Below are 16,333 nucleotides of genomic sequence, written 5' to 3'. Positions count from 1 at the left end.
GGTCCGGGCCGGCCGGCCCGGACCCGCCGGTCAGGCCCTAGCGGCCCAGGTACGTCGGCTTCTCCTTGGCGATGAAGGCGCGCACCGCGATCCGGTGGTCCTCGCTGTCGCCGGCCAGCGTCTGCAACTCGTCCTCCTTGTCGAGGAGTTCGTCCAGCGAGTGGGAGGCGCCGTAGGCCAGCGACTCCTTGATGGCGCCGTAGGCGACGGTCGGGCCCTCGGCCAGCTCACGGGCGAAGGCCCGTGCGGTGGCGGCGAGTTCCCCGGCCGGCACCACCCTGGTGGCCAGGCCCAGCTCGGCGGCCTCGGCGGCCTTGACCGTGCGGGGCAGCATCAGCAGCTCGGTGGCCCTGGCGTGCCCGACCAGCCGGGGCAGCGTCCAGGAGGCGCCCGAGTCGGCCGTCAGCCCGATCCCGGCGAAGGCGGTGTTGAAGCCGGCCCGGTCGGACAGGACGCGGAAGTCGCAGGCGAAGGCGAGCGAGGCACCGGCCCCGGCCGCCACCCCGCCGACCGCGGCGACGGTCGGCTTGCGCATCCCGGCCAGCGCCCGCACCAGCGGGTTGTAGTGCTCGCCGACGGTCCGCAGCGCGCCCTCGCCGGTCTCCTCGGCCCGCTTCAGCATGGCCAGGTGCTCGTTCAGGTCCTGCCCGACGCAGAACGCCCGCTCGCCCGCTCCGGTGAGCAGGACGGCCCGCACCGCCGGGTCCGCGGCCGCGGCGGTCACGGCGTCGCGCAGCGCGACCTTGGTGGCGACGTCGAGCGCGTTCATCGCCTCCGGGCGGTTGATGGTGATGACGGCCAGGCCGCCGTCCAGCTCGTACAGCACGGAATCGGACATGGGTGAGGGCTCCCGGGATCGAGGCGTTGTCGGTCGTGTGTGTCAGGATGCCGGAGCACGCGGGGGCCTGGGGAGTGTGAGGTATCGCACCTTCGGGCGGTGTCCGCACCACCGCCACGCCGGGGCTTATGACGTGGTTTGCGGCGGTTGGGGGCGGTCCGGTCGTGGTTGCACCGAGAGTGATGTTGGTCATCAGCCCGTGGCATGCGGGATAATGGCTTCCGATCAATGCGTTCGATACCGGCGGTGGACGGACTGCCGGTGCGTAGCTGAGCGGTTGCAGGAAGGGGAACGAGCATGGCGGCCATGAAGCCGCGGACGGGTGACGGCCCGCTCGAAGTCACCAAAGAGGGACGGGGCATCATCATGCGCGTTCCGCTCGAAGGCGGCGGACGCCTTGTGGTGGAGCTCACGCCGGACGAGGCCCAGGCCCTCGGCGAGGCCCTGAAGAAGGCCTGCGGCTGACCGCAGCAGGTGCTCGCCATCTCCTGGAGATGTGCTGCCGGGCCCGGGTTCGACGTCATGTCGGCCCGGGTCCGCACGTTTTCCCGGGCCCGGGCCCGAAGGGGCGCCGGGCTCGGCGCGTGACGCTCAGCGCTTGACGGCGCAGAGCAGTCCGTCCGACACCGGCAGCAGCGCCGGCAGCAGGGCCTCGCTCTCCCGCACGTCCCGGACCAGGTCCCGGACCGCGCCGGTCTGCGGGTCCTGGAGCTCTGGCTCGGCCAGCCGGCCCTCCTGGAAGACGCCCTCGAAACAGACCATCCCGCCTGGCCGCAGCAGCCGCAGCGCCTCCCGCAGGTACTCGCAGGACTCGACCGGGTCGCCGTCGCAGAACACCAGGTCGTACTGGCCGTCGGCGAGCCGGGGCAGCACCTCCAGCGCCCGGCCCGGTATGAACCGGGAGCGGTTGGCCGCGAACCCGGCCGCCTGGTACGCCTCGCGGGCCAGCTGCTGGCGCACCGGCTCGGAGTCGACCGTGGTGAGCACGCCGTCCGGCCGCATTCCGCGCAGCAGGTAGACCCCGGACACCCCGGTGCCGGTGCCGATCTCGGCCACCGCCTTGGCGTCCAGTGCGGCGGCCAGCAGCCGCAGGCAGGCCCCGCCGCTCGGTCCGATCGCCCGTATCCCGGTCCGCGCGGACTGCGCCCGGGCGTAGGTCAGCACGGCGTCCTCGCTCACGTAGGTGTCGGCGAGGGCCGCGTGCGCGGGCCCGAACTCGCTGATGGCTGCCTCTTTCGGAGCCCCGGGCGAGGCCCGGTGCCGAAGGATGTCGATATTTCCTGGCACAGATTACTGGCCGACCGGGAACCGCGTACGGCGGCGGGCCGTTGTCAGGACGGACCGGGTGCGGAAGACCTCCCGGGCACTTTTATCCGGGCTTGACGGGTGAGGTGGATATGGTGGTGGCCCTGCTGGGCAGAAGAGCCGACCGAGGAGGTGTGGCCGAGGGCGACGTCCCTGTGCGGCGGCACTCCCGCGGCACCGCGTCAGCCCGTACGCCGAAGCCCGTGATGAACCAGCCTGCGCACTCCGACCTGGACCAGCCCGTGGCCGCGACGCCGGCCGGCGGCGCCACCGAGGCCCCCGCCCTCGCGACCTTCACCGAGGGTCCCGACGCGCAGACCTGGACTCCGCCCAGCTGGGAGGAGATCGTCGAGGCGCACAGCGCCCGCGTCTACCGGCTCGCCTACCGCCTGACGGGCAACCAGCACGACGCCGAGGACCTCACCCAGGAGGTCTTCGTCCGGGTGTTCCGTTCGCTGTCCACGTACACCCCCGGCACGTTCGAGGGCTGGCTGCACCGGATCACCACCAACCTCTTCCTGGACATGGTCCGCCGCCGCCAGCGCATCCGCTTCGACGCGCTCGGCGAGGACGCGGCCGAGCGGCTCGCCTCCCGCGAGCCGAGCCCGGCCCAGCACTTCAGCGACACCCACTTCGACGCCGACGTGCAGCAGGCGCTGGACACCCTGGCGCCGGAGTTCCGCGCCGCGGTGGTGCTCTGCGACATCGAGGGCCTGTCCTACGAGGAGATCGCCGCCACGTTGGGCGTCAAGCTCGGCACCGTCCGCAGCCGCATCCACCGCGGCCGCTCGCACCTGCGCGCCGCGCTCAAGCACCGCGCCCCCGGCTCGGCCCCCGGCCGGGAGCGCCGCGGCGGCTCGGAGGAGCCGGTGCCGGTCGGCGTCGGAGCGGTCGAGGCCGCGGTCGCGCCCGGTGGGCGCGGACGGAGGCGGTCGTGAGCGGAACCAGCCGGTCCGGTTCGGGTCGGTCGGACGCCTCCGACCGGTCCCCGAACCGACGGGGCTGGGCCCTGCCGGGCCGTCGCGGAGGCGACGAACCCGGTGAGCCCGTGCTGCCCGCGGTGGCACTGCCCGCGGACACGGCGCTGCACGCGCTTCCCGTCCGCCCCGCCGCACCCGCCGAGGACCACCACCTCGGCGAGCGCCTCTCCGCCTTCCTGGACGGCGAGCTCGGCCACGACTCGCGCGACCGCGTCCAGGCCCACCTGGCGACTTGCCCGCACTGCCTCGCCGAGGTCGACGAGGCCCGCGCCGTCAAGCACATGCTGACCCGCACCGGCACGCCCGGCCCGTCCTCCGCGCTGATGGCCCGCCTGATGGCCGTCGGCGGCCTTCCCGAGGACGCCCCGGCGGACGGCGACTGGCCGGCCGGCCGCGGCCGCCGCGATGACGACGACGACCTGCCCGGCGGCGGGGTCGCCGCCGCCGGGACGCTCGGCGGCAGCCGGCTCGACGGCGGCTCCTTCGGCCGCGGTGCCGGGGCCTCCTTCGGCGCCGGCGCGCTCGGCGCGGACACGCCGCTGCCCGGGGTCGACCCGCGCGCCTTCGGGCGCGGCGCGGTGCTGCGGCCGCTGATGGGCCGGCGCACCGCCCGCCCCGAGCCCACCGCCGCCCCCGCCCGTCCGCAGTCCTCCGCGGCCGTCGTCCGCCCGCCCGCGCGGGGCCGCCGGCTGGTGTTCGCCGCCGCGGGCGCCTTCTCCGTCGCCGCGGTGACGCTCGGCGGTGTCGGCGGGCTCAGCACGCAGGGCGAGGAGCGCCACGGCACCACCGTCAGCCCGCCCGGCTCCGGCACCGGACGCGGCGGCGGCCTCGTCCCGATGAACGCCCAGGTCCCGGTGGACTTCCCCGGCCGCCCGGTCGCCGCGACCCGCGACGCGACCCCGCCGGGCTCCCCGGAGCGCTACCCCGGGGGCGCCGTGGCACAGCGCCAGCAGACCCGCTAGAACAACCCTCGACGGACCCGGGACGCACGCTCGATCCCCCGTCCGGACGGCCTCGGCCACCGGCAGGTCTTTACCACGGCTTCATCCCAGCGTGGACCAGGGACTCGCCGGTGGCCATTACCCTGTAGGAACCGTCGTCCGACGAGCTAGGGAGCCAAAGGTGTTCAGCGACGTGAGCGGGCTGGAGGTGCTGACCCTCGTCGTGATGGCCATCATCATCTTCGGTCCGGACAAACTGCCGAAGCTGATCCAGGACACCATGAACGTCGTCCGGAAGATCCGTTCCTTCGCCGACAACGCGAAGGAGGACATCCGCAGCGAGCTGGGCCCCGATTTCCAGGACTTCGAGTTCGAGGACCTGAACCCCAAGACCTTCGTCCGCAAGCAGCTCATGGGCGGCGAGGAGGACCCGCTGGGCCTCAAGGGGATGAAGGACTCGCTGGACATCCGCTCCGTCCTGGACGACAAGCCCGCGGCCCCGGTCAACGGCCGCAGCGGCAGCGTCAGCTTCGAGAAGTCCGCGCCGGCCCCCGCCTCCGCCTCGACCGGCGCCCCGCTGGCCCCCGGCGAGCGCCCCCCGTTCGACCCCGACGCCACCTGACCGACCCCGCGTACGGCGCCCCGGCGCCGCGCCACCGCCCCGCCCGGCCACCCGGCTGAGCGGGGCGGTGGCGTGTGCGCCGCTATTGTGCTGATTGCTCCCGCTGAGCCGTCCGTCACACCGCGCCCCGTCGCGGACCGGTAACGGCCCCGGGGAGCGCCGCGGTACGCCACCATGGGAGCGCGCCACGGCAGGCAAACGTGTGTTTGAGGAGGCCCGGGGATGGACGCGACGAGTCAGGCGGGAGGGGCGACGGCCACGGCCGGCGGCCCGGTGGTCGGCGGACAGGCGGGCCCGGCGGACCCGCTGGTGCCCTACCTGTCCGCAGACTTCCCCTGGTACGGGCTGGACGAGGGCTGGACCGGCCGTCGCTTCCTGGTGCAGGCCGGCGCCGGCCCCCGCACCGCGGGCAGCGTCGACTACGGCTCGCTCGGCCACGGCGAGGAGCCGGCCCAGCGGTACGAGCCGCGCGACGTGCGGAAGTTCGCCGTCGTGGTCACCGTGGCCCGCCGGGACAGCCGCCGCAGCGCCGACAACACCGGCACCCTGGAGGCGACCTCCGCCTCCTCCGCCGCCTGGCTGGCCGGCTCCGGCCTGCTCGCCGGCACCTGGCCCGGGCAGCTGGACCGGGCGCTGCGCCAGGACTGGCTGGACCAGCAGAGCAGCCTCGCCTGGGACCTCGCCGACGACCTGGCCGGCCCGGGCTGGTCCACCCTCAGCCTGCCGGTCAACGGCCTGCCGCAGCCCTTCCGCTACCGCGAGTCCGAGTACGGCTGGGTGCTGGCCGGCGAGGCCCCCGGCGTCCTGCTCGGCGCCTACGGCCGCGGCGTCAGCGCGTACGGCCTCGGCTTCTCCACCGTCCCGGACCTGACCGCCTACACCCGGCCGTAGGGCCCGCGGCGGTACGGCGAAGGGCCGGGTGGTCTGGTCCGACCACCCGGCCCTTCGCCGTCACCGTCTCAGAACTTGTTCCTGGGCGTCAGGCCCAGCGACATCCCGGACAGCCCGCGCTGGCGGCCGCCGAGCTTGCCGGCCACCGCGCGCAGGGCGACGCCGGCCGGGGAGTCGGGCGCGGCGAGCACGACCGGGCGGCCGTCGTCGCCGCCCTCGCGCAGCCGCACGTCGATCGGGATCGAGCCGAGCACCGGGACGGTCGCGCCGACGGTGCGGGTGAGCGCGTCCGCGACGGTCTGGCCGCCGCCGGTGCCGAAGACGTCGATCATCTCGTCGCAGTGCGGGCACGGCATGCCGGACATGTTCTCGATCACGCCGACGATCTTCTGGTGGGTCTGCACCGCGATGGTGCCGGCCCGCTCGGCCACCTCGGCGGCGGCCATCTGCGGGGTGGTGACGATCAGGATCTCCGCGTTGGGGACCAGCTGGGCCACCGAGATGGCGATGTCGCCGGTGCCGGGCGGCAGGTCCAGCAGCAGCACGTCCAGGTCGCCCCAGTACACGTCGGCGAGGAACTGCTGGAGCGCGCGGTGCAGCATCGGGCCGCGCCAGACCACCGGGGCGTTGCCCGGGGTGAACATGCCGATCGAGATGACCTTCACGCCGTTCGCCTGCGGCGGCATGATCATGTCCTGGACCTGGGTCGGCCGGCCCTCGACGCCCAGCATGCGCGGCACGCTGTGGCCGTAGATGTCGGCGTCCACCACGGCGACCTTCAGGCCGTCGGCGGCCATCGCGGCCGCCAGGTTGACGGTCACCGAGGACTTGCCGACGCCGCCCTTGCCGGAGGCGACGGCGTAGACCCGGGTCAGCGTGCCCGGCTTGGCGAACGGGATCTCCCGCTCGGGGGCGCCGCCGCGCAGCAGCTGGGACAGCTCCTTGCGCTGCTCGTCGCTCATCACGTCGAGCTCGACCTCGACGCCGGTCACGCCGGGGACCTTCCCGACCGCCTCGCGCACCCGGGTGACGATGGTGTCGCGCATCGGGCAGCCGGAGACCGTCAGGTAGACCGCGACGCTCACCACGCCGCCCTCGGCGATCCCGACCGATTTCACCATGCCGATCTCGGTGATCGGGCGGTTGATCTCCGGGTCGTTGACGGTCGCCAGCGCCTGGCGTACGGACTCCTCCGTGACGCCGGCCGCGACCTCTGTCTCGTTGGCCATGCCTTGATGGTACGGCGCCCGGCGAAGTCGTTAACCGGTCGGTAGCGTGCCGCGGGTCACAGCGGCTCGGGGGCTTCCCGGCGTTCGTCGATCTCCTTGAGCAGGGACTGGAGTTCGGACCGGATGCTGCCCAGTTCAGAAGTGATGAAGGCCCGGGTGGCGACCTCGCCGAGCCCGTGCCGAAGGGCCGCGACCTCGCGGGTCAGGTACTCGGTGTCGGCGATGTTGCGGTCGCTGCGGGCGCGGTCCTGCTCCATGTTGACGCGGTCCCGGTTGTCCTGCCGGTTCTGCGCCAGCAGGATCAGCGGGGCCGCGTACGAGGCCTGCAGGGACAGCGCCAGGGTCAGGAAGATGAACGGGTACTCGTCGAAGCGCACGGACATCGGCAGCAGGGTGTTCCACGCTATCCAGACGACGACCACCACCGTCATCCAGACGATGAACCGCCCGGTGCCGAGGAAGCGGGCGATCCGCTCGGACAGGACGCCGAAGGCCTCCGGGTCGTAGGAGGGCAGCGTGAGCAGGCCGGGCCGGGCGGTGCGCGGCTGGTCGAGCCGGGCGCGGCCGGTGCCGGTGATCGGCGCGGTCTCCGCGCGCCGGTCCCGGGCGCCCTCGCGGGTGCGCAGCTCGCGCAGCTGCCGCAGCTGGCGCAGTTCGCCCTGGAGGCGCCGGCGTGCGGAGTCGTCCGACCGTCCGCTGCGGTCACCGTCCATCGGTCACCCCTTCCGTCTCGTCGTCGCGGACCTCGTCGTGGGCGTGCAGCGCGGCGTCGCGCCAGTCGTCCGGCAGCAGGTGGTCGAGCACGTCGTCGACGGTCACCGCGCCGAGCAGGTGGTCCGCGTCGTCGACGACCGGCGCGGCGACCAGGTTGTAGGTCGCCAGGTAGCTGGTGATCAGCGACAGCGGGGTGTCCGGCGGCAGCGGGTCCAGGTCGTCGTCGACCAGCGAGCCGACCAGGACGTACGGGGGCTCGCGCAGCAGCCGCTGGAAGTGCACGGTGCCCAGGTAGCGGCCGGTCGGGGTCTCGTTCGGCGGGCGGCAGACGAAGACCTGCGCGGCCAGCGCGGGCTTGTGGTCGCTGACCCGGACCCGGGCCAGCGCCTCGGCGACCGTCGCGTCCGGCTCCAGCACGATCGGCTCGGTGGTCATCAGACCGCCGGCGGTGTCCTCCTCGTACGTCAGCAGGCGGCGCACCGGCGCGGCCTCGTCCGGCTCCATCAGCTGGAGCAGCCGCTCGGCCTCGTCGCCGGGCAGCTCGGAGAGCAGGTCGGCGGCGTCGTCCGGGTCCATCGCCTCCAGGACGTCGGCGGCGCGCTCCTCCTGGAGCTTGCCGATGATCTCGACCTGGTCGTCCTCGGGCAGCTCCTCCAGGACGTCGGCCAGCCGCTCGTCGTCGAGGGCGGCGGCGACCTCGGCCCGGCGCTTGGCGGACAGGTGGTGCAGCACGCTGGCGAGGTCGGCGGGGCGCAGCTGCTCGAAGGTGGCGAGCAGGTTGGCCGCGCCCTGGTCCTGCTCGGGCAGCGAGAAGCCGGTGACGTCCTGCCAGTCCAGGGTGAGCCGCTCGCCCTTGCCCTTGCGCAGCCGGCCGGCCCGGCCGACCTGGACGAAGACCTTGCTGATCTCCCACTCGCGCAGCCGGGTCTGCACCATGCCGACGTCCAGCACGGTGACGTCCTCGGCGGTCTTGGACCAGGTGACGGTGCGGTCCAGCAGCTCGGCGAGCACCAGGGTCTCGGACGGGCGCTGCTCGAAGCGGCGCAGGTTGATCACGCCGGTGGTGAGCACCTGGCCGGACTCCAGGCTGGTCACCCGGGTCATCGGCAGGAAGATCCGGCGCCGGCCGACCACCTCGACCACCAGGCCGAGCACGCGCGGCGGGCGGCCGCCGAGCCGCAGCGACACGACCACGTCCCGGACCCGCCCGACCTGGTCGCCGTTCGGGTCGAACACCGCGATGGCGGACAGATGGGAGATGAAGACCCGGGTGCCTGGCCCTGCCATGGACTCCCTCGACTCGCTCGACGCCGTACCGGGTGCGCCGGGGGCGCACTCGCGGCCAAGGCTACCCGCGTGTTCCGGGCCCGGCCGGGAGGCACGGTAGCCGCCGGACACGTCCTGGGCGTGAACCTTTAACGGCGCTTGAACAGCAGTTTGGGCAGGCCGGCCGGGATCGGCAGCCGGGTGGTGGCCGGGGTGGGCATCGGCCGGGCGGCGTGCGAGCCGTCCGGCATCGCCCCGGGGTGCTCGGTGAGCGGGCCGGTCGGCTCCAGCCGCAGCACCCGGCACTCGCGGGCCCAGCGCTCGGTGATGGCGTCGGTGTCGGGCGCGTTCAGCCGCTTGCCCTTGAGCTCCTCGACGGCGCCCAGCCAGGCCTCGCTGCCCGGGGCGGGTTCGACCACCCGGGCGCTCCAGCCGGTCAGCCGGCCGCCCTTGTCCTTGCTGCGGACGGTGACCACGGCCCCGGCGCCGGGCTCCAGGCCGTGCAGCGGCTGCTCGGCGCCCCCGCCGACCACCACGACCGCGCCGTCGTGCCAGGCGTGCCACAGCGGCCGGGCCTGCTCCTGCCCGTCCGCGCGCACCCAGAGCAGGCCGGACTTCTTCGCGGCCTCCTCCAGCAGGGCCCGGTCGAGGAAGTCGTCGGCGGTCGCGGCGGCGGGCGTACGGTCCATGGCGGACAGCGTACGGCTTTCGGCGTCCACCGGGTGTCTCAGCCTCCGGGCGACAGTTCCATTGCGCCGCCACGGGCCTTACCGTATGACCGCCCCACCCCCGCGACCAGCAAGGAGCGCCGTGCCCGCCGCCCGGCCCGCGACCGCCCCCTCCGCCGCCCCCGCGACCGCCGACCCGGGGCCGGCGCACCCGCTGCCCACCCTCGACCTGCTGCTGCTCGCCGTCTCGATCGGCGGCATCTCGCTGTCCGGCCCGCTGATCAGCGCCACCGCCGCGCCCGCGCTGGCGATCGCCCTCTGGCGCAACGTCATGTCGGTCGGCGTCCTCGGCCCGTACGCGCTGCTGCGCCACCGCGCCGAACTGCGCGGGATCGGCCGGCGGGCGCTGCTGCTCGCGGTGGCCGCCGGGGCGCTGCTCGCCGTGCACTTCGCGCTCTGGATGCCCAGCCTGCGGATGACCTCGGTGGCCTCGGCCACCGCCCTGGTCACCACCACCCCGCTGTGGACCATCCTGCTGATGCGGCTGATGGGCGTCCGGGCGCCGCGGCTGGTCTGGCTCGGCACGGTCGTCGCCTTCGCCGGGGTGCTGGTGCTGACCGGCGTGGACCTCTCGCTCTCCCCGCGCGCGCTGCTCGGCGACGCGCTCGCGCTCGCCGCCGGCCTGGCCGCGGCCGGGTACATGCTGCTGGGCGCCGAGGTCCGCAAGACCGTCAGCACCACCGCGTACACCCTGGTCTGCTACGCCACCACGGCCGTGGTGCTGCTGGGGATCTGCCTGGTCGCCGGCACGCCGCTGGCCGGGTGGCCGGCCGGGGTGTGGTGGCAGATCGTGCTGCTGATGGTCGCCGCCCAGTTGCTCGGCCACTCGCTGAGCAACCGCGTGGTGCGCAGCCTCGGGCCGTCCGTCACCTCGACCGCGATCCTGCTGGAGACGCCGGGCGCGGCGCTGATCGCCGCCCTCTGGCTGGGCCAGTGGCCGCCGGCGGCCGCCTACCCGGCGGTGGTGCTGATCCTGCTCGGGCTGGTCCTGGTGGCCCGCGGCGGGCGGCGCTGACCGCCGGCCCCGGCCGGGGGTACCGCCCTCGGCGGGGCCCGGGTGCCGGCGTCGGCGCGGTCAGAGCCAGCCGTTGCGGCGGAAGCCCCGGTACATCCCGAAGCAGATCAGCACGATCGCGCCGAGCACCGTCGGGTAGCCGTACTTGTGGTGCAGCTCCGGCATGTACTCGAAGTTCATGCCGTAGACGCCGGTGATCATGGTGGGCACCGCGAAGATCGCCGCCCAGGCGGTGATCTTGCGCATGTCCTCGTTCTGCGCCACCGAGACCTGCGCCAGGTTCGCCTGGAGCAGCGAGTTCAGCAGCTCGTCGAAGCCGTGCACCTGCTCGGCGACCCGGGCCAGGTGGTCGGCGACGTCCCGGAAGTACTTCTGGATGTCCGGGTCGACCAGCCGCTGGAGCGGCTCGGACAGCTGCTGCATCGGGCGCAGCAGCGGCGCCACGGCACGCTTGAACTCCAGGACCTCGCGCTTGAGTTGGTAGACCCGGCCGACGTCGGCGCTGCGCCCGCCCTTGGCCGAGAAGACGCCGTACTCGATCTCGTCCACGTCGTTCTGGAGCCGCTCGGCGACCAGCAGGTAGTTGTCCACGACGTGGTCGGCGATCGCGTGCAGCACCGCCGCCGGGCCCTTGGAGAGCAGCCCGGCCTCGTCGGCGTCGGCCTCCAGCCGGTGGCGCAGCTCCTGCAACGAGCCGTGGCCGCCGTGCCGGACGGTGATCACGAAGTCCCGGCCGGCGAAGACCATCAGCTCGCCGGTCTCCACCACCTCGCTGGTGGGCGTGAGCTGGTCGTGCTCGACGTAGCGGATGGTCTTGAAGACGGCGAACAGCACGTCGTCGTAGCGCTCGACCTTGGGCCGCTGGTGCGCGTGCACCGCGTCCTCGACCGCGAGCGGGTGCAGGCCGAAGCGCTGGGCGATCCCCTCGAACTCGGCCTCGGTCGGCTCGTGCAGCCCGATCCAGCTGAACGAGCCCTCGCCCTCGGGGAGTTGGTGGGCGGCCTTGACCCGGTGGGCGGCCTCGCGCGGGCTGCACGTCTCGCCCCTGCGCTTGCCGTGCTGGTAGACCGCGCAGTCCACGACCGCCGAACCGGCGTCCTCGGGCAGGACGGCGTAGACGCCGGCCGCGCCCCGGCGGCGGTTGGTGCGGACGGCGGCGCGCAGGCTGTTGATCATCGACATGGCAGGCTCCCAGAGGCAGGAACCGTCGCGCGGCCGCGCGGAAGGAAAAACGTTCGGCCGCGGTACGACGGCGGAGAACACCGGTGAAACGGGGGATGAAAGTGCTCTCCCGGCCGGTCCGTCCGCCGTGGGGCCTGTGCCCGGGGCTACCGCGGCTGATTCAGCCGGTTGGGCCTGCGGGGCGCGGGGTACGGGGAAGTCGGGGCCGGGCAGAGCTGCCGGTACTGCATGGTCGGCCGGTATCCACCGCAACCACCTCCTTCGCGCCGCCGCCCCGGGACGAACGATCCCGGTGGCCAGTCGCTCACCCTAACATCTGACCGGGCGTCGAGGCCGAGGGGTTCCCGGAGGTTTCCGAAGGCTTTACGGGATCCTTGCCCCGCCCGGCCGTTGCCCCGCCACGGCGCACCGCCGCACCGCCGTCACACCGCCTCCGGCCCGCCCGCACGCGGCCCGCGAACCCCCGGGGGTTACGCTCACCGGCATGGCGCACGACTTCCCGCTCTTCGGCGACCCCCACGGCGGCAGCTCCCCGGAGCTCACCCGGGAGGCGGTGCTGGCCGCCGTCGAGGCCCGGCTGATCTCCACCTTCGGCGAACCGGGCGGTCGCGCCGCGGTCACCTTCCTCGGCGCCGACCGGATCGAGGTGCTGCGCTTCGGCCCGGACGCCGAGGGCCTGGTGCGGTACGCGACGCTCGGCATGTCCGCCGCGCCGATGGCCGACCCGACCGCGCCGGTCGCCGACCAGGTGCGCGGCCCGCGCGTCGAACTGGTGCTGACGGTCCGGGGCGGGCGCGACAGCGTGCTGCGCACCCTGGCCACCTTCGCCGCCACCCCGCAGGTCGAGGGCCTGGTGGTGGCCCCGGGCGGCTCGTTGGACCTCGGCTCGCCGCTCTGGGACGGCGCGCCCTTCACCTCGGTGCTCGCGGCCGAACCGGGCGGCCTGGTCGAGGACCTGGAGCTGGCCGAGCCGGCCGACCCGGTCCGCTTCCTGCCGCTGCTGCCGATGACGCCCAACGAGGCGGGCTGGAAGCGGGTGCACGGCGCGGCCGCGCTCCAGGAGCGCTGGCTCGACCAGGGCGCCGACCTGCGCGACCCGGGCCGACGCGGCGTCCGGCTGGACTGACCGCCGCCCGGCCGTACTCCGAAACTCCGAACGCCGGGCCAAGGGACTCATGATCCCCTGGCCCGGCGTTCGTGTTCGTTCGCGTCCGCTCAGCGCTCGATCGGCTTCGCGCCGGTCGCCTGCGCCAGCAGCGCCCCGTACACCTCCGGGTCGGTGGTGTGCTCGCCGAGCCGTACGGTCTTGCGGGTGCCGTGGTAGTCGCTGGAGCCGGTGGCCAGCAGGCCGAGTTCGCCGGCCAGGCCGCGCAGCCGCTCCCTGGTCTCCTCGTCGTGGTCGGTGTGGTCGACCTCCAGCCCGGCCAGTCCGGCCGCCGCGAGGTCGGCGATCACCTGGTCGGAGACCGTCCGGCCGCGCTTGACCGCGCCCGGGTGGGCGAACACCGGCACCCCGCCGGCCGCCCGGACCAGCCGGACCGCCGTGACCGGGTTGGTCTCGTGCTTGCGGACGTCCGCCCGCCCGCCGTTGGCCAGCCAGTCGGCGGTGAAGGCGTCCGAGACGGTGGCGACCACGCCGGCCTCGACCAGCGCGCTGGCGATGTGCGGCCGGCCGACCGAGCCGGCCCCGGCGATCCGCCGTACCTGCTCCCAGCTGATCTCCGCGCCGAGCTCCCGGCAGCGCTCCACGATCGCCCGCCCGCGCCGGAACCGGTCGGTGCGCACCAGGTCCCGCTCGCGCGCGAACTCCGGCTCCTCGGGGTCGAACAGGTACGCCAGCAGGTGCAGGCTGATGCCGTCCACGGCGCAGGACAGCTCGGCGCCCGGGACGACGGTCAGCCGGCTGCCCGCGGGCAGTGCGCGCACCGCCACGGCGGCCTCGGCGTGGCCGGCCACGGTGTCGTGGTCGGTCAGCGCCACCACGTCGAGGCCCGCGGCGACGGCCGCCGCGACCAGCTCGGCCGGGCTGTCGGTGCCGTCGGAGGCGTTGCTGTGGGCGTGCAGGTCGATGCGCACGGATCGGTCTCCTGGAGGCTCGTGGGTGCCGCCCAGGATAGGCCTAGGGCCGATCGTCAGCCGAGGAGCCGGGGGGAGAGCGCCCCGCAGGGCAGCAGGTCCAGTTCGGCGCCGGCCTCGCGCAGGTCGGTCAGCACCAGCTCGTCGTACATCACCAGCGCGGACTGCTCGGGCCAGGCGACCGCCCAGAGCCAGAGCCCGCGGGCCTCGCCGACGAACACCGCGCGGTCGGCCGGGGCGTCCGGGACGTGGAACATCGGGGTGGGCCGGCCGGCGGCCAGCAGCTTGGCGTCGGCGGGCTTGTAGAGGCCGACGGAGTCGCCCGGGTCGGGCCCGGACAGGCCCGCGTAGCGGGCGCCGAGGCCGACCCCCAGCTCCTCGGCGACCAGCACCAGCTCGCCGAAGCCGCCGAGCGGCGCGGGCCCGGAGCAGGCGACGGCGGTGGCCCGGGCGCCCGAGACGTCGTCGCCGACGTGGGCGATGCCGGTGTAGAGCCAGCCGACCGGGAGCGGCCAGGGCAGCCAGACCGGGACCTGGGAGCGGGCGACGGCGACGCCGAGGGCCTCCACACTCGGGGGCAGCACGGGCTGCATCGGGTGCACGGCTCCGTGCCGGTCGCACTGCCAGGTGTCTGAGAACAGACCGGGGGCGCGGACCCGACCGGCGCACCTCGGGCAGCTGGGCTCGCCCCTCATAGCCGTCAACGCTCCTCCCTCCGGACCGCCGCGTCAAGGACGATCACCCGTACGGAGGGCTCGGCGGCACCTGTCGGTGGCGGGCGCCCGGACCGGCGCCGGGTGGGCGTGGTACGGGCGGTTCCCGTTGGGGGATGTCCCGTCCCGGGCGGCGGCAAACGTCCGGGGCGTCGACCCCGGAAACACTGACGCCCCGTCATCGGCGAATGCGGTGACGGGGCGTCAGTCGGGTATCGGAACGTCCGGATCGGACGCTCCCGGCTCGTCGGCGGCGGGTGAGGCCTCCCGGTCGGAGGCGCCGCGCCGGGTCAGACGGTCGGGCACGGACGGATGAGCAGGCGCTCGCCGGTGCGGGCGGCGGCCTGGACGACCTCGCGCACGGTGGCGGCGTCGGCGATCTGGCGGTCGGCGGCGGAGCCGTTGGTCTCGTCGAGTCGGACGATCTCGAAGCGCATGGTCTTCGTCATGGGCGTCTCCTTTCCTGGCCCCGCGGGGCGGGGCGGGGGCGGCTGAGTCGGTATCAGCTCTCTCGGGGTCTTGCGGATCCGGAGGTGAGGCCGGATCGGGCGGGTCGTCGCGCGTGTGGCGGTCTGCTGCGGCAAGGGCTCCCCCTGCTTGCCTGGTGCGTCCAGTGCCTCGTGCACCACGGTGTCGTGGCGGTGCTACCGGGCCGTTGCCCGTCCGTGAAGTCCAGGTTTCGGGTGATCGGTGCCGCGGTGGAGGCCGGCGATGATTCCCGGACAGAATCAAAGATTACCGTAACTAACGAATTTTGTCCTGTGTTGAAGCCGATCGAACTTGAAGAAGTGGTACAGACCACTTTCGGCGGACCGGGGGAACCGGCGCGGCCCCGACCGCGTCGGTCAGGCCCAGAACGCGGCCAGCGCCCCGGCCGTGGCGGCCGGCTGCTCGGCGTTGGGGGAGTGGCCGGCGTCCGCGACCACCACCCGGCGGGCGCCCAGGCGCTCGGCCATCGCGGTCTGCTCCGGGACCGGCCAGGCGTGGTCCCGCACCCCGGACAGCACCAGCACCGGCAGCCCGGCGGTGGCGGCGGCCAGCTCCGCCACCCGGTCCGGCGCGGCCACCAGGTGGGCGCCGGTGACGGACAGCGCCAGCGGCACGTTGGCCAGCCAGCGGCGGTGCAGGAACTCCGCGACGGCCGGCTCCAGGCTCGGCCGCGGCTGCCCGCTCTCCGCCTCCAGCTGCCGCATGACCTGCCAGATCTGCTCCAGGTCCATCCCCCGCAGGGCGTCCAGCAGCAGCCCGGTGCGGACCGCCTCGGCCGGGTCGATCGCGCCCGGGCCGGTGGACACCAGGGTCAGCGACCGCCAGGGCAGCGGGCCCTCCGCGGCCGCGGCGAGCACCGCCTCGCGCACCACCTGGCCGCCGAAGGAGTGCCCCAGCAGGTGCGGCGGGGCGCCCCCGGCCTCGGCCGCCAGCACCCCGGTGAGCGCCCGTACGTCCGCGCCGAGCGCCCCGACGGCGTACGCCGCGGGATCGTCCGGACCGCCGGTCTGGTACTGCCCGCGCTGGTCCACGGCCGTCACCCGGTACCCGGCGGCCGCCAGCGGCTCCAGCAGCGCGATGAAGTCCTCCTTGCTGCCGGTGAACCCCGGCACCAGCAGCGCCGAGCCGCGCACCGGCCCGGCCGGCTCCGCCCGCAGCGCCGCGAACTCCCCGCGCCCGGTCACCAGCCGCTCGGCCCGCGCGCACCCGGGCAGCGTCAGAAACGGCGGCGTGCTCATGGGCTGCTCTCCCTGCTGTCCTGTCGGCGCTCCCCGACGCCCCGAGCTTAGGAGGCGGGCGGAACGCCCGAGGGGGCGGGCCGGGCCGGGTGGCCTGGCCCGCCCC

The 16,333-nt window shown here is 74.5% G+C and carries 18 protein-coding genes; 7 read left to right on the top strand and 11 right to left on the bottom strand.

All coding sequences use genetic code 11. The features are described from left to right. Window positions 1-37: 37 nt before the first annotated feature. Window positions 38-838 carry an enoyl-CoA hydratase-related protein gene (locus ACFRQN_RS34035; RefSeq protein ID WP_074001375.1) on the bottom strand — a complete coding sequence of 267 codons (801 nt, stop codon included), beginning with the start codon at window positions 836-838 and terminating at the stop codon, window positions 38-40. Window positions 839-1,135: 297 nt separating this feature from the next. On the opposite strand from ACFRQN_RS34035, the gene ACFRQN_RS34030 reads away from it, so the two are divergent. Beyond that, window positions 1,136-1,303 carry a DUF3117 domain-containing protein gene (locus ACFRQN_RS34030; protein WP_074001376.1) on the top strand — a complete coding sequence of 56 codons (168 nt, stop codon included), beginning with the start codon at window positions 1,136-1,138 and terminating at the stop codon, window positions 1,301-1,303. 126 nt (window positions 1,304-1,429) lie between these two features. Here ACFRQN_RS34030 and ACFRQN_RS34025 read toward each other — a convergent pair whose 3' ends face one another. Beyond that, entirely contained in the window at window positions 1,430-2,062 is a 633-nt protein-coding gene (locus ACFRQN_RS34025; RefSeq protein ID WP_049655642.1) for an O-methyltransferase, read from the bottom strand. Window positions 2,063-2,349: 287 nt separating this feature from the next. Between ACFRQN_RS34025 and sigE the strand changes: the two genes are divergently transcribed. From sigE to ACFRQN_RS34005, 4 genes are all read left to right on the top strand, one after another. Next, the gene (gene sigE, locus ACFRQN_RS34020; RefSeq protein WP_049655634.1) at window positions 2,350-3,081 is read left to right on the top strand and encodes an RNA polymerase sigma factor SigE; all 732 of its coding nucleotides are present in this window, start codon (window positions 2,350-2,352) and stop codon (window positions 3,079-3,081) included. 122 nt (window positions 3,082-3,203) lie between these two features. Continuing rightward, window positions 3,204-4,085, top strand: coding sequence for a zf-HC2 domain-containing protein (locus tag ACFRQN_RS34015; protein WP_380744276.1), 882 nt, complete (start codon window positions 3,204-3,206; stop codon window positions 4,083-4,085). A gap of 160 nt (window positions 4,086-4,245) precedes the next feature. After that, window positions 4,246-4,686 carry a sec-independent translocase gene (locus tag ACFRQN_RS34010; RefSeq protein ID WP_049654117.1) on the top strand — a complete coding sequence of 147 codons (441 nt, stop codon included), beginning with the start codon at window positions 4,246-4,248 and terminating at the stop codon, window positions 4,684-4,686. Between the two features lie 222 nt (window positions 4,687-4,908). Continuing rightward, the gene (locus ACFRQN_RS34005) at window positions 4,909-5,577 is read left to right on the top strand and encodes a hypothetical protein (protein ID WP_049654115.1); all 669 of its coding nucleotides are present in this window, start codon (window positions 4,909-4,911) and stop codon (window positions 5,575-5,577) included. A gap of 68 nt (window positions 5,578-5,645) precedes the next feature. On the opposite strand, the gene ACFRQN_RS34000 is transcribed toward ACFRQN_RS34005, so the two are convergent. The 4 genes from ACFRQN_RS34000 to ACFRQN_RS33985 form a co-directional block, all read right to left on the bottom strand. After that, window positions 5,646-6,806 carry an Mrp/NBP35 family ATP-binding protein gene (locus ACFRQN_RS34000; protein WP_049654113.1) on the bottom strand — a complete coding sequence of 387 codons (1,161 nt, stop codon included), beginning with the start codon at window positions 6,804-6,806 and terminating at the stop codon, window positions 5,646-5,648. A gap of 56 nt (window positions 6,807-6,862) precedes the next feature. After that, window positions 6,863-7,519 (bottom strand): DUF1003 domain-containing protein, encoded by a 657-nt coding sequence (locus ACFRQN_RS33995; protein ID WP_079271870.1) that lies wholly within the window; start codon window positions 7,517-7,519, stop codon window positions 6,863-6,865. Next, entirely contained in the window at window positions 7,509-8,807 is a 1,299-nt protein-coding gene (locus tag ACFRQN_RS33990) for a magnesium transporter MgtE N-terminal domain-containing protein (RefSeq protein ID WP_049654112.1), read from the bottom strand. The genes ACFRQN_RS33995 and ACFRQN_RS33990 overlap by 11 nt, the downstream gene beginning before the upstream one ends. 128 nt (window positions 8,808-8,935) lie before the next feature. Then, on the bottom strand, window positions 8,936-9,475 hold the full coding sequence (locus ACFRQN_RS33985) for a hypothetical protein (RefSeq protein WP_074001560.1): 540 nt from the start codon (window positions 9,473-9,475) through the stop codon (window positions 8,936-8,938). A gap of 85 nt (window positions 9,476-9,560) precedes the next feature. Between ACFRQN_RS33985 and ACFRQN_RS33980 the strand changes: the two genes are divergently transcribed. Further along, a complete protein-coding gene (locus tag ACFRQN_RS33980; protein WP_049654111.1) occupies window positions 9,561-10,529 on the top strand; it encodes a DMT family transporter in 969 nt (322 codons plus the stop codon). A gap of 60 nt (window positions 10,530-10,589) precedes the next feature. Here the strand turns inward: ACFRQN_RS33980 and corA are convergent, their stop codons facing one another. After that, window positions 10,590-11,711: a magnesium/cobalt transporter CorA gene (corA, locus tag ACFRQN_RS33975; protein WP_049654109.1), complete on the bottom strand. Its 1,122-nt coding sequence runs from the start codon at window positions 11,709-11,711 to the stop codon at window positions 10,590-10,592. A gap of 484 nt (window positions 11,712-12,195) precedes the next feature. On the opposite strand from corA, the gene ACFRQN_RS33970 reads away from it, so the two are divergent. Continuing rightward, window positions 12,196-12,837 (top strand): suppressor of fused domain protein, encoded by a 642-nt coding sequence (locus ACFRQN_RS33970; protein ID WP_079271871.1) that lies wholly within the window; start codon window positions 12,196-12,198, stop codon window positions 12,835-12,837. An 89-nt stretch (window positions 12,838-12,926) separates the two neighbouring features. On the opposite strand, the gene ACFRQN_RS33965 is transcribed toward ACFRQN_RS33970, so the two are convergent. The 4 genes from ACFRQN_RS33965 to ACFRQN_RS33950 all read right to left on the bottom strand — a co-directional run bounded on the left by ACFRQN_RS33965 (window position 12,927) and on the right by ACFRQN_RS33950 (window position 16,227). Next, a complete protein-coding gene (locus tag ACFRQN_RS33965; RefSeq protein WP_380744273.1) occupies window positions 12,927-13,787 on the bottom strand; it encodes a PHP domain-containing protein in 861 nt (286 codons plus the stop codon). A gap of 56 nt (window positions 13,788-13,843) precedes the next feature. Then, the gene (locus tag ACFRQN_RS33960; protein WP_063780222.1) at window positions 13,844-14,482 is read right to left on the bottom strand and encodes a DUF6758 family protein; all 639 of its coding nucleotides are present in this window, start codon (window positions 14,480-14,482) and stop codon (window positions 13,844-13,846) included. A gap of 308 nt (window positions 14,483-14,790) precedes the next feature. Further along, a complete protein-coding gene (locus ACFRQN_RS33955; RefSeq protein WP_158077673.1) occupies window positions 14,791-14,949 on the bottom strand; it encodes a hypothetical protein in 159 nt (52 codons plus the stop codon). Between the two features lie 396 nt (window positions 14,950-15,345). Beyond that, window positions 15,346-16,227 carry an alpha/beta fold hydrolase gene (locus ACFRQN_RS33950; protein ID WP_380744271.1) on the bottom strand — a complete coding sequence of 294 codons (882 nt, stop codon included), beginning with the start codon at window positions 16,225-16,227 and terminating at the stop codon, window positions 15,346-15,348. Between the last annotated feature and the right edge of the window lie 106 nt (window positions 16,228-16,333).

Source organism: Kitasatospora sp. NPDC056800, assembly GCF_042789775.1.
Lineage (GTDB): Bacteria > Actinomycetota > Actinomycetes > Streptomycetales > Streptomycetaceae > Kitasatospora.
The sequence above is the reverse complement of the archived record's forward strand: the minus strand, read 5'-3'. Positions and strand labels throughout refer to the sequence as shown.

Bases quoted from the DNA above. Each gene is read 5' to 3' on its own strand.
- ACFRQN_RS33955 (WP_158077673.1), bottom strand. From the start codon at position 14,949: ATGACGAAGACCATGCGCTTCGAGATCGTCCGACTCGACGAGACCAAC.
- corA (WP_049654109.1), bottom strand. From the start codon at position 11,711: ATGTCGATGATCAACAGCCTGCGCGCCGCCGTCCGCACCAACCGCCGC.
- ACFRQN_RS33970 (WP_079271871.1), top strand. From the start codon at position 12,196: ATGGCGCACGACTTCCCGCTCTTCGGCGACCCCCACGGCGGCAGCTCC.
- ACFRQN_RS34005 (WP_049654115.1), top strand. From the start codon at position 4,909: ATGGACGCGACGAGTCAGGCGGGAGGGGCGACGGCCACGGCCGGCGGC.
- ACFRQN_RS33960 (WP_063780222.1), bottom strand. From the start codon at position 14,482: ATGAGGGGCGAGCCCAGCTGCCCGAGGTGCGCCGGTCGGGTCCGCGCC.
- ACFRQN_RS33995 (WP_079271870.1), bottom strand. From the start codon at position 7,519: ATGGACGGTGACCGCAGCGGACGGTCGGACGACTCCGCACGCCGGCGC.
- ACFRQN_RS33990 (WP_049654112.1), bottom strand. From the start codon at position 8,807: ATGGCAGGGCCAGGCACCCGGGTCTTCATCTCCCATCTGTCCGCCATC.
- ACFRQN_RS34030 (WP_074001376.1), top strand. From the start codon at position 1,136: ATGGCGGCCATGAAGCCGCGGACGGGTGACGGCCCGCTCGAAGTCACC.
- ACFRQN_RS33980 (WP_049654111.1), top strand. From the start codon at position 9,561: ATGACCGCCCCACCCCCGCGACCAGCAAGGAGCGCCGTGCCCGCCGCC.
- sigE (WP_049655634.1), top strand. From the start codon at position 2,350: ATGAACCAGCCTGCGCACTCCGACCTGGACCAGCCCGTGGCCGCGACG.
- ACFRQN_RS34000 (WP_049654113.1), bottom strand. From the start codon at position 6,806: ATGGCCAACGAGACAGAGGTCGCGGCCGGCGTCACGGAGGAGTCCGTA.
- ACFRQN_RS34035 (WP_074001375.1), bottom strand. From the start codon at position 838: ATGTCCGATTCCGTGCTGTACGAGCTGGACGGCGGCCTGGCCGTCATC.
- ACFRQN_RS33950 (WP_380744271.1), bottom strand. From the start codon at position 16,227: ATGAGCACGCCGCCGTTTCTGACGCTGCCCGGGTGCGCGCGGGCCGAG.
- ACFRQN_RS33985 (WP_074001560.1), bottom strand. From the start codon at position 9,475: ATGGACCGTACGCCCGCCGCCGCGACCGCCGACGACTTCCTCGACCGG.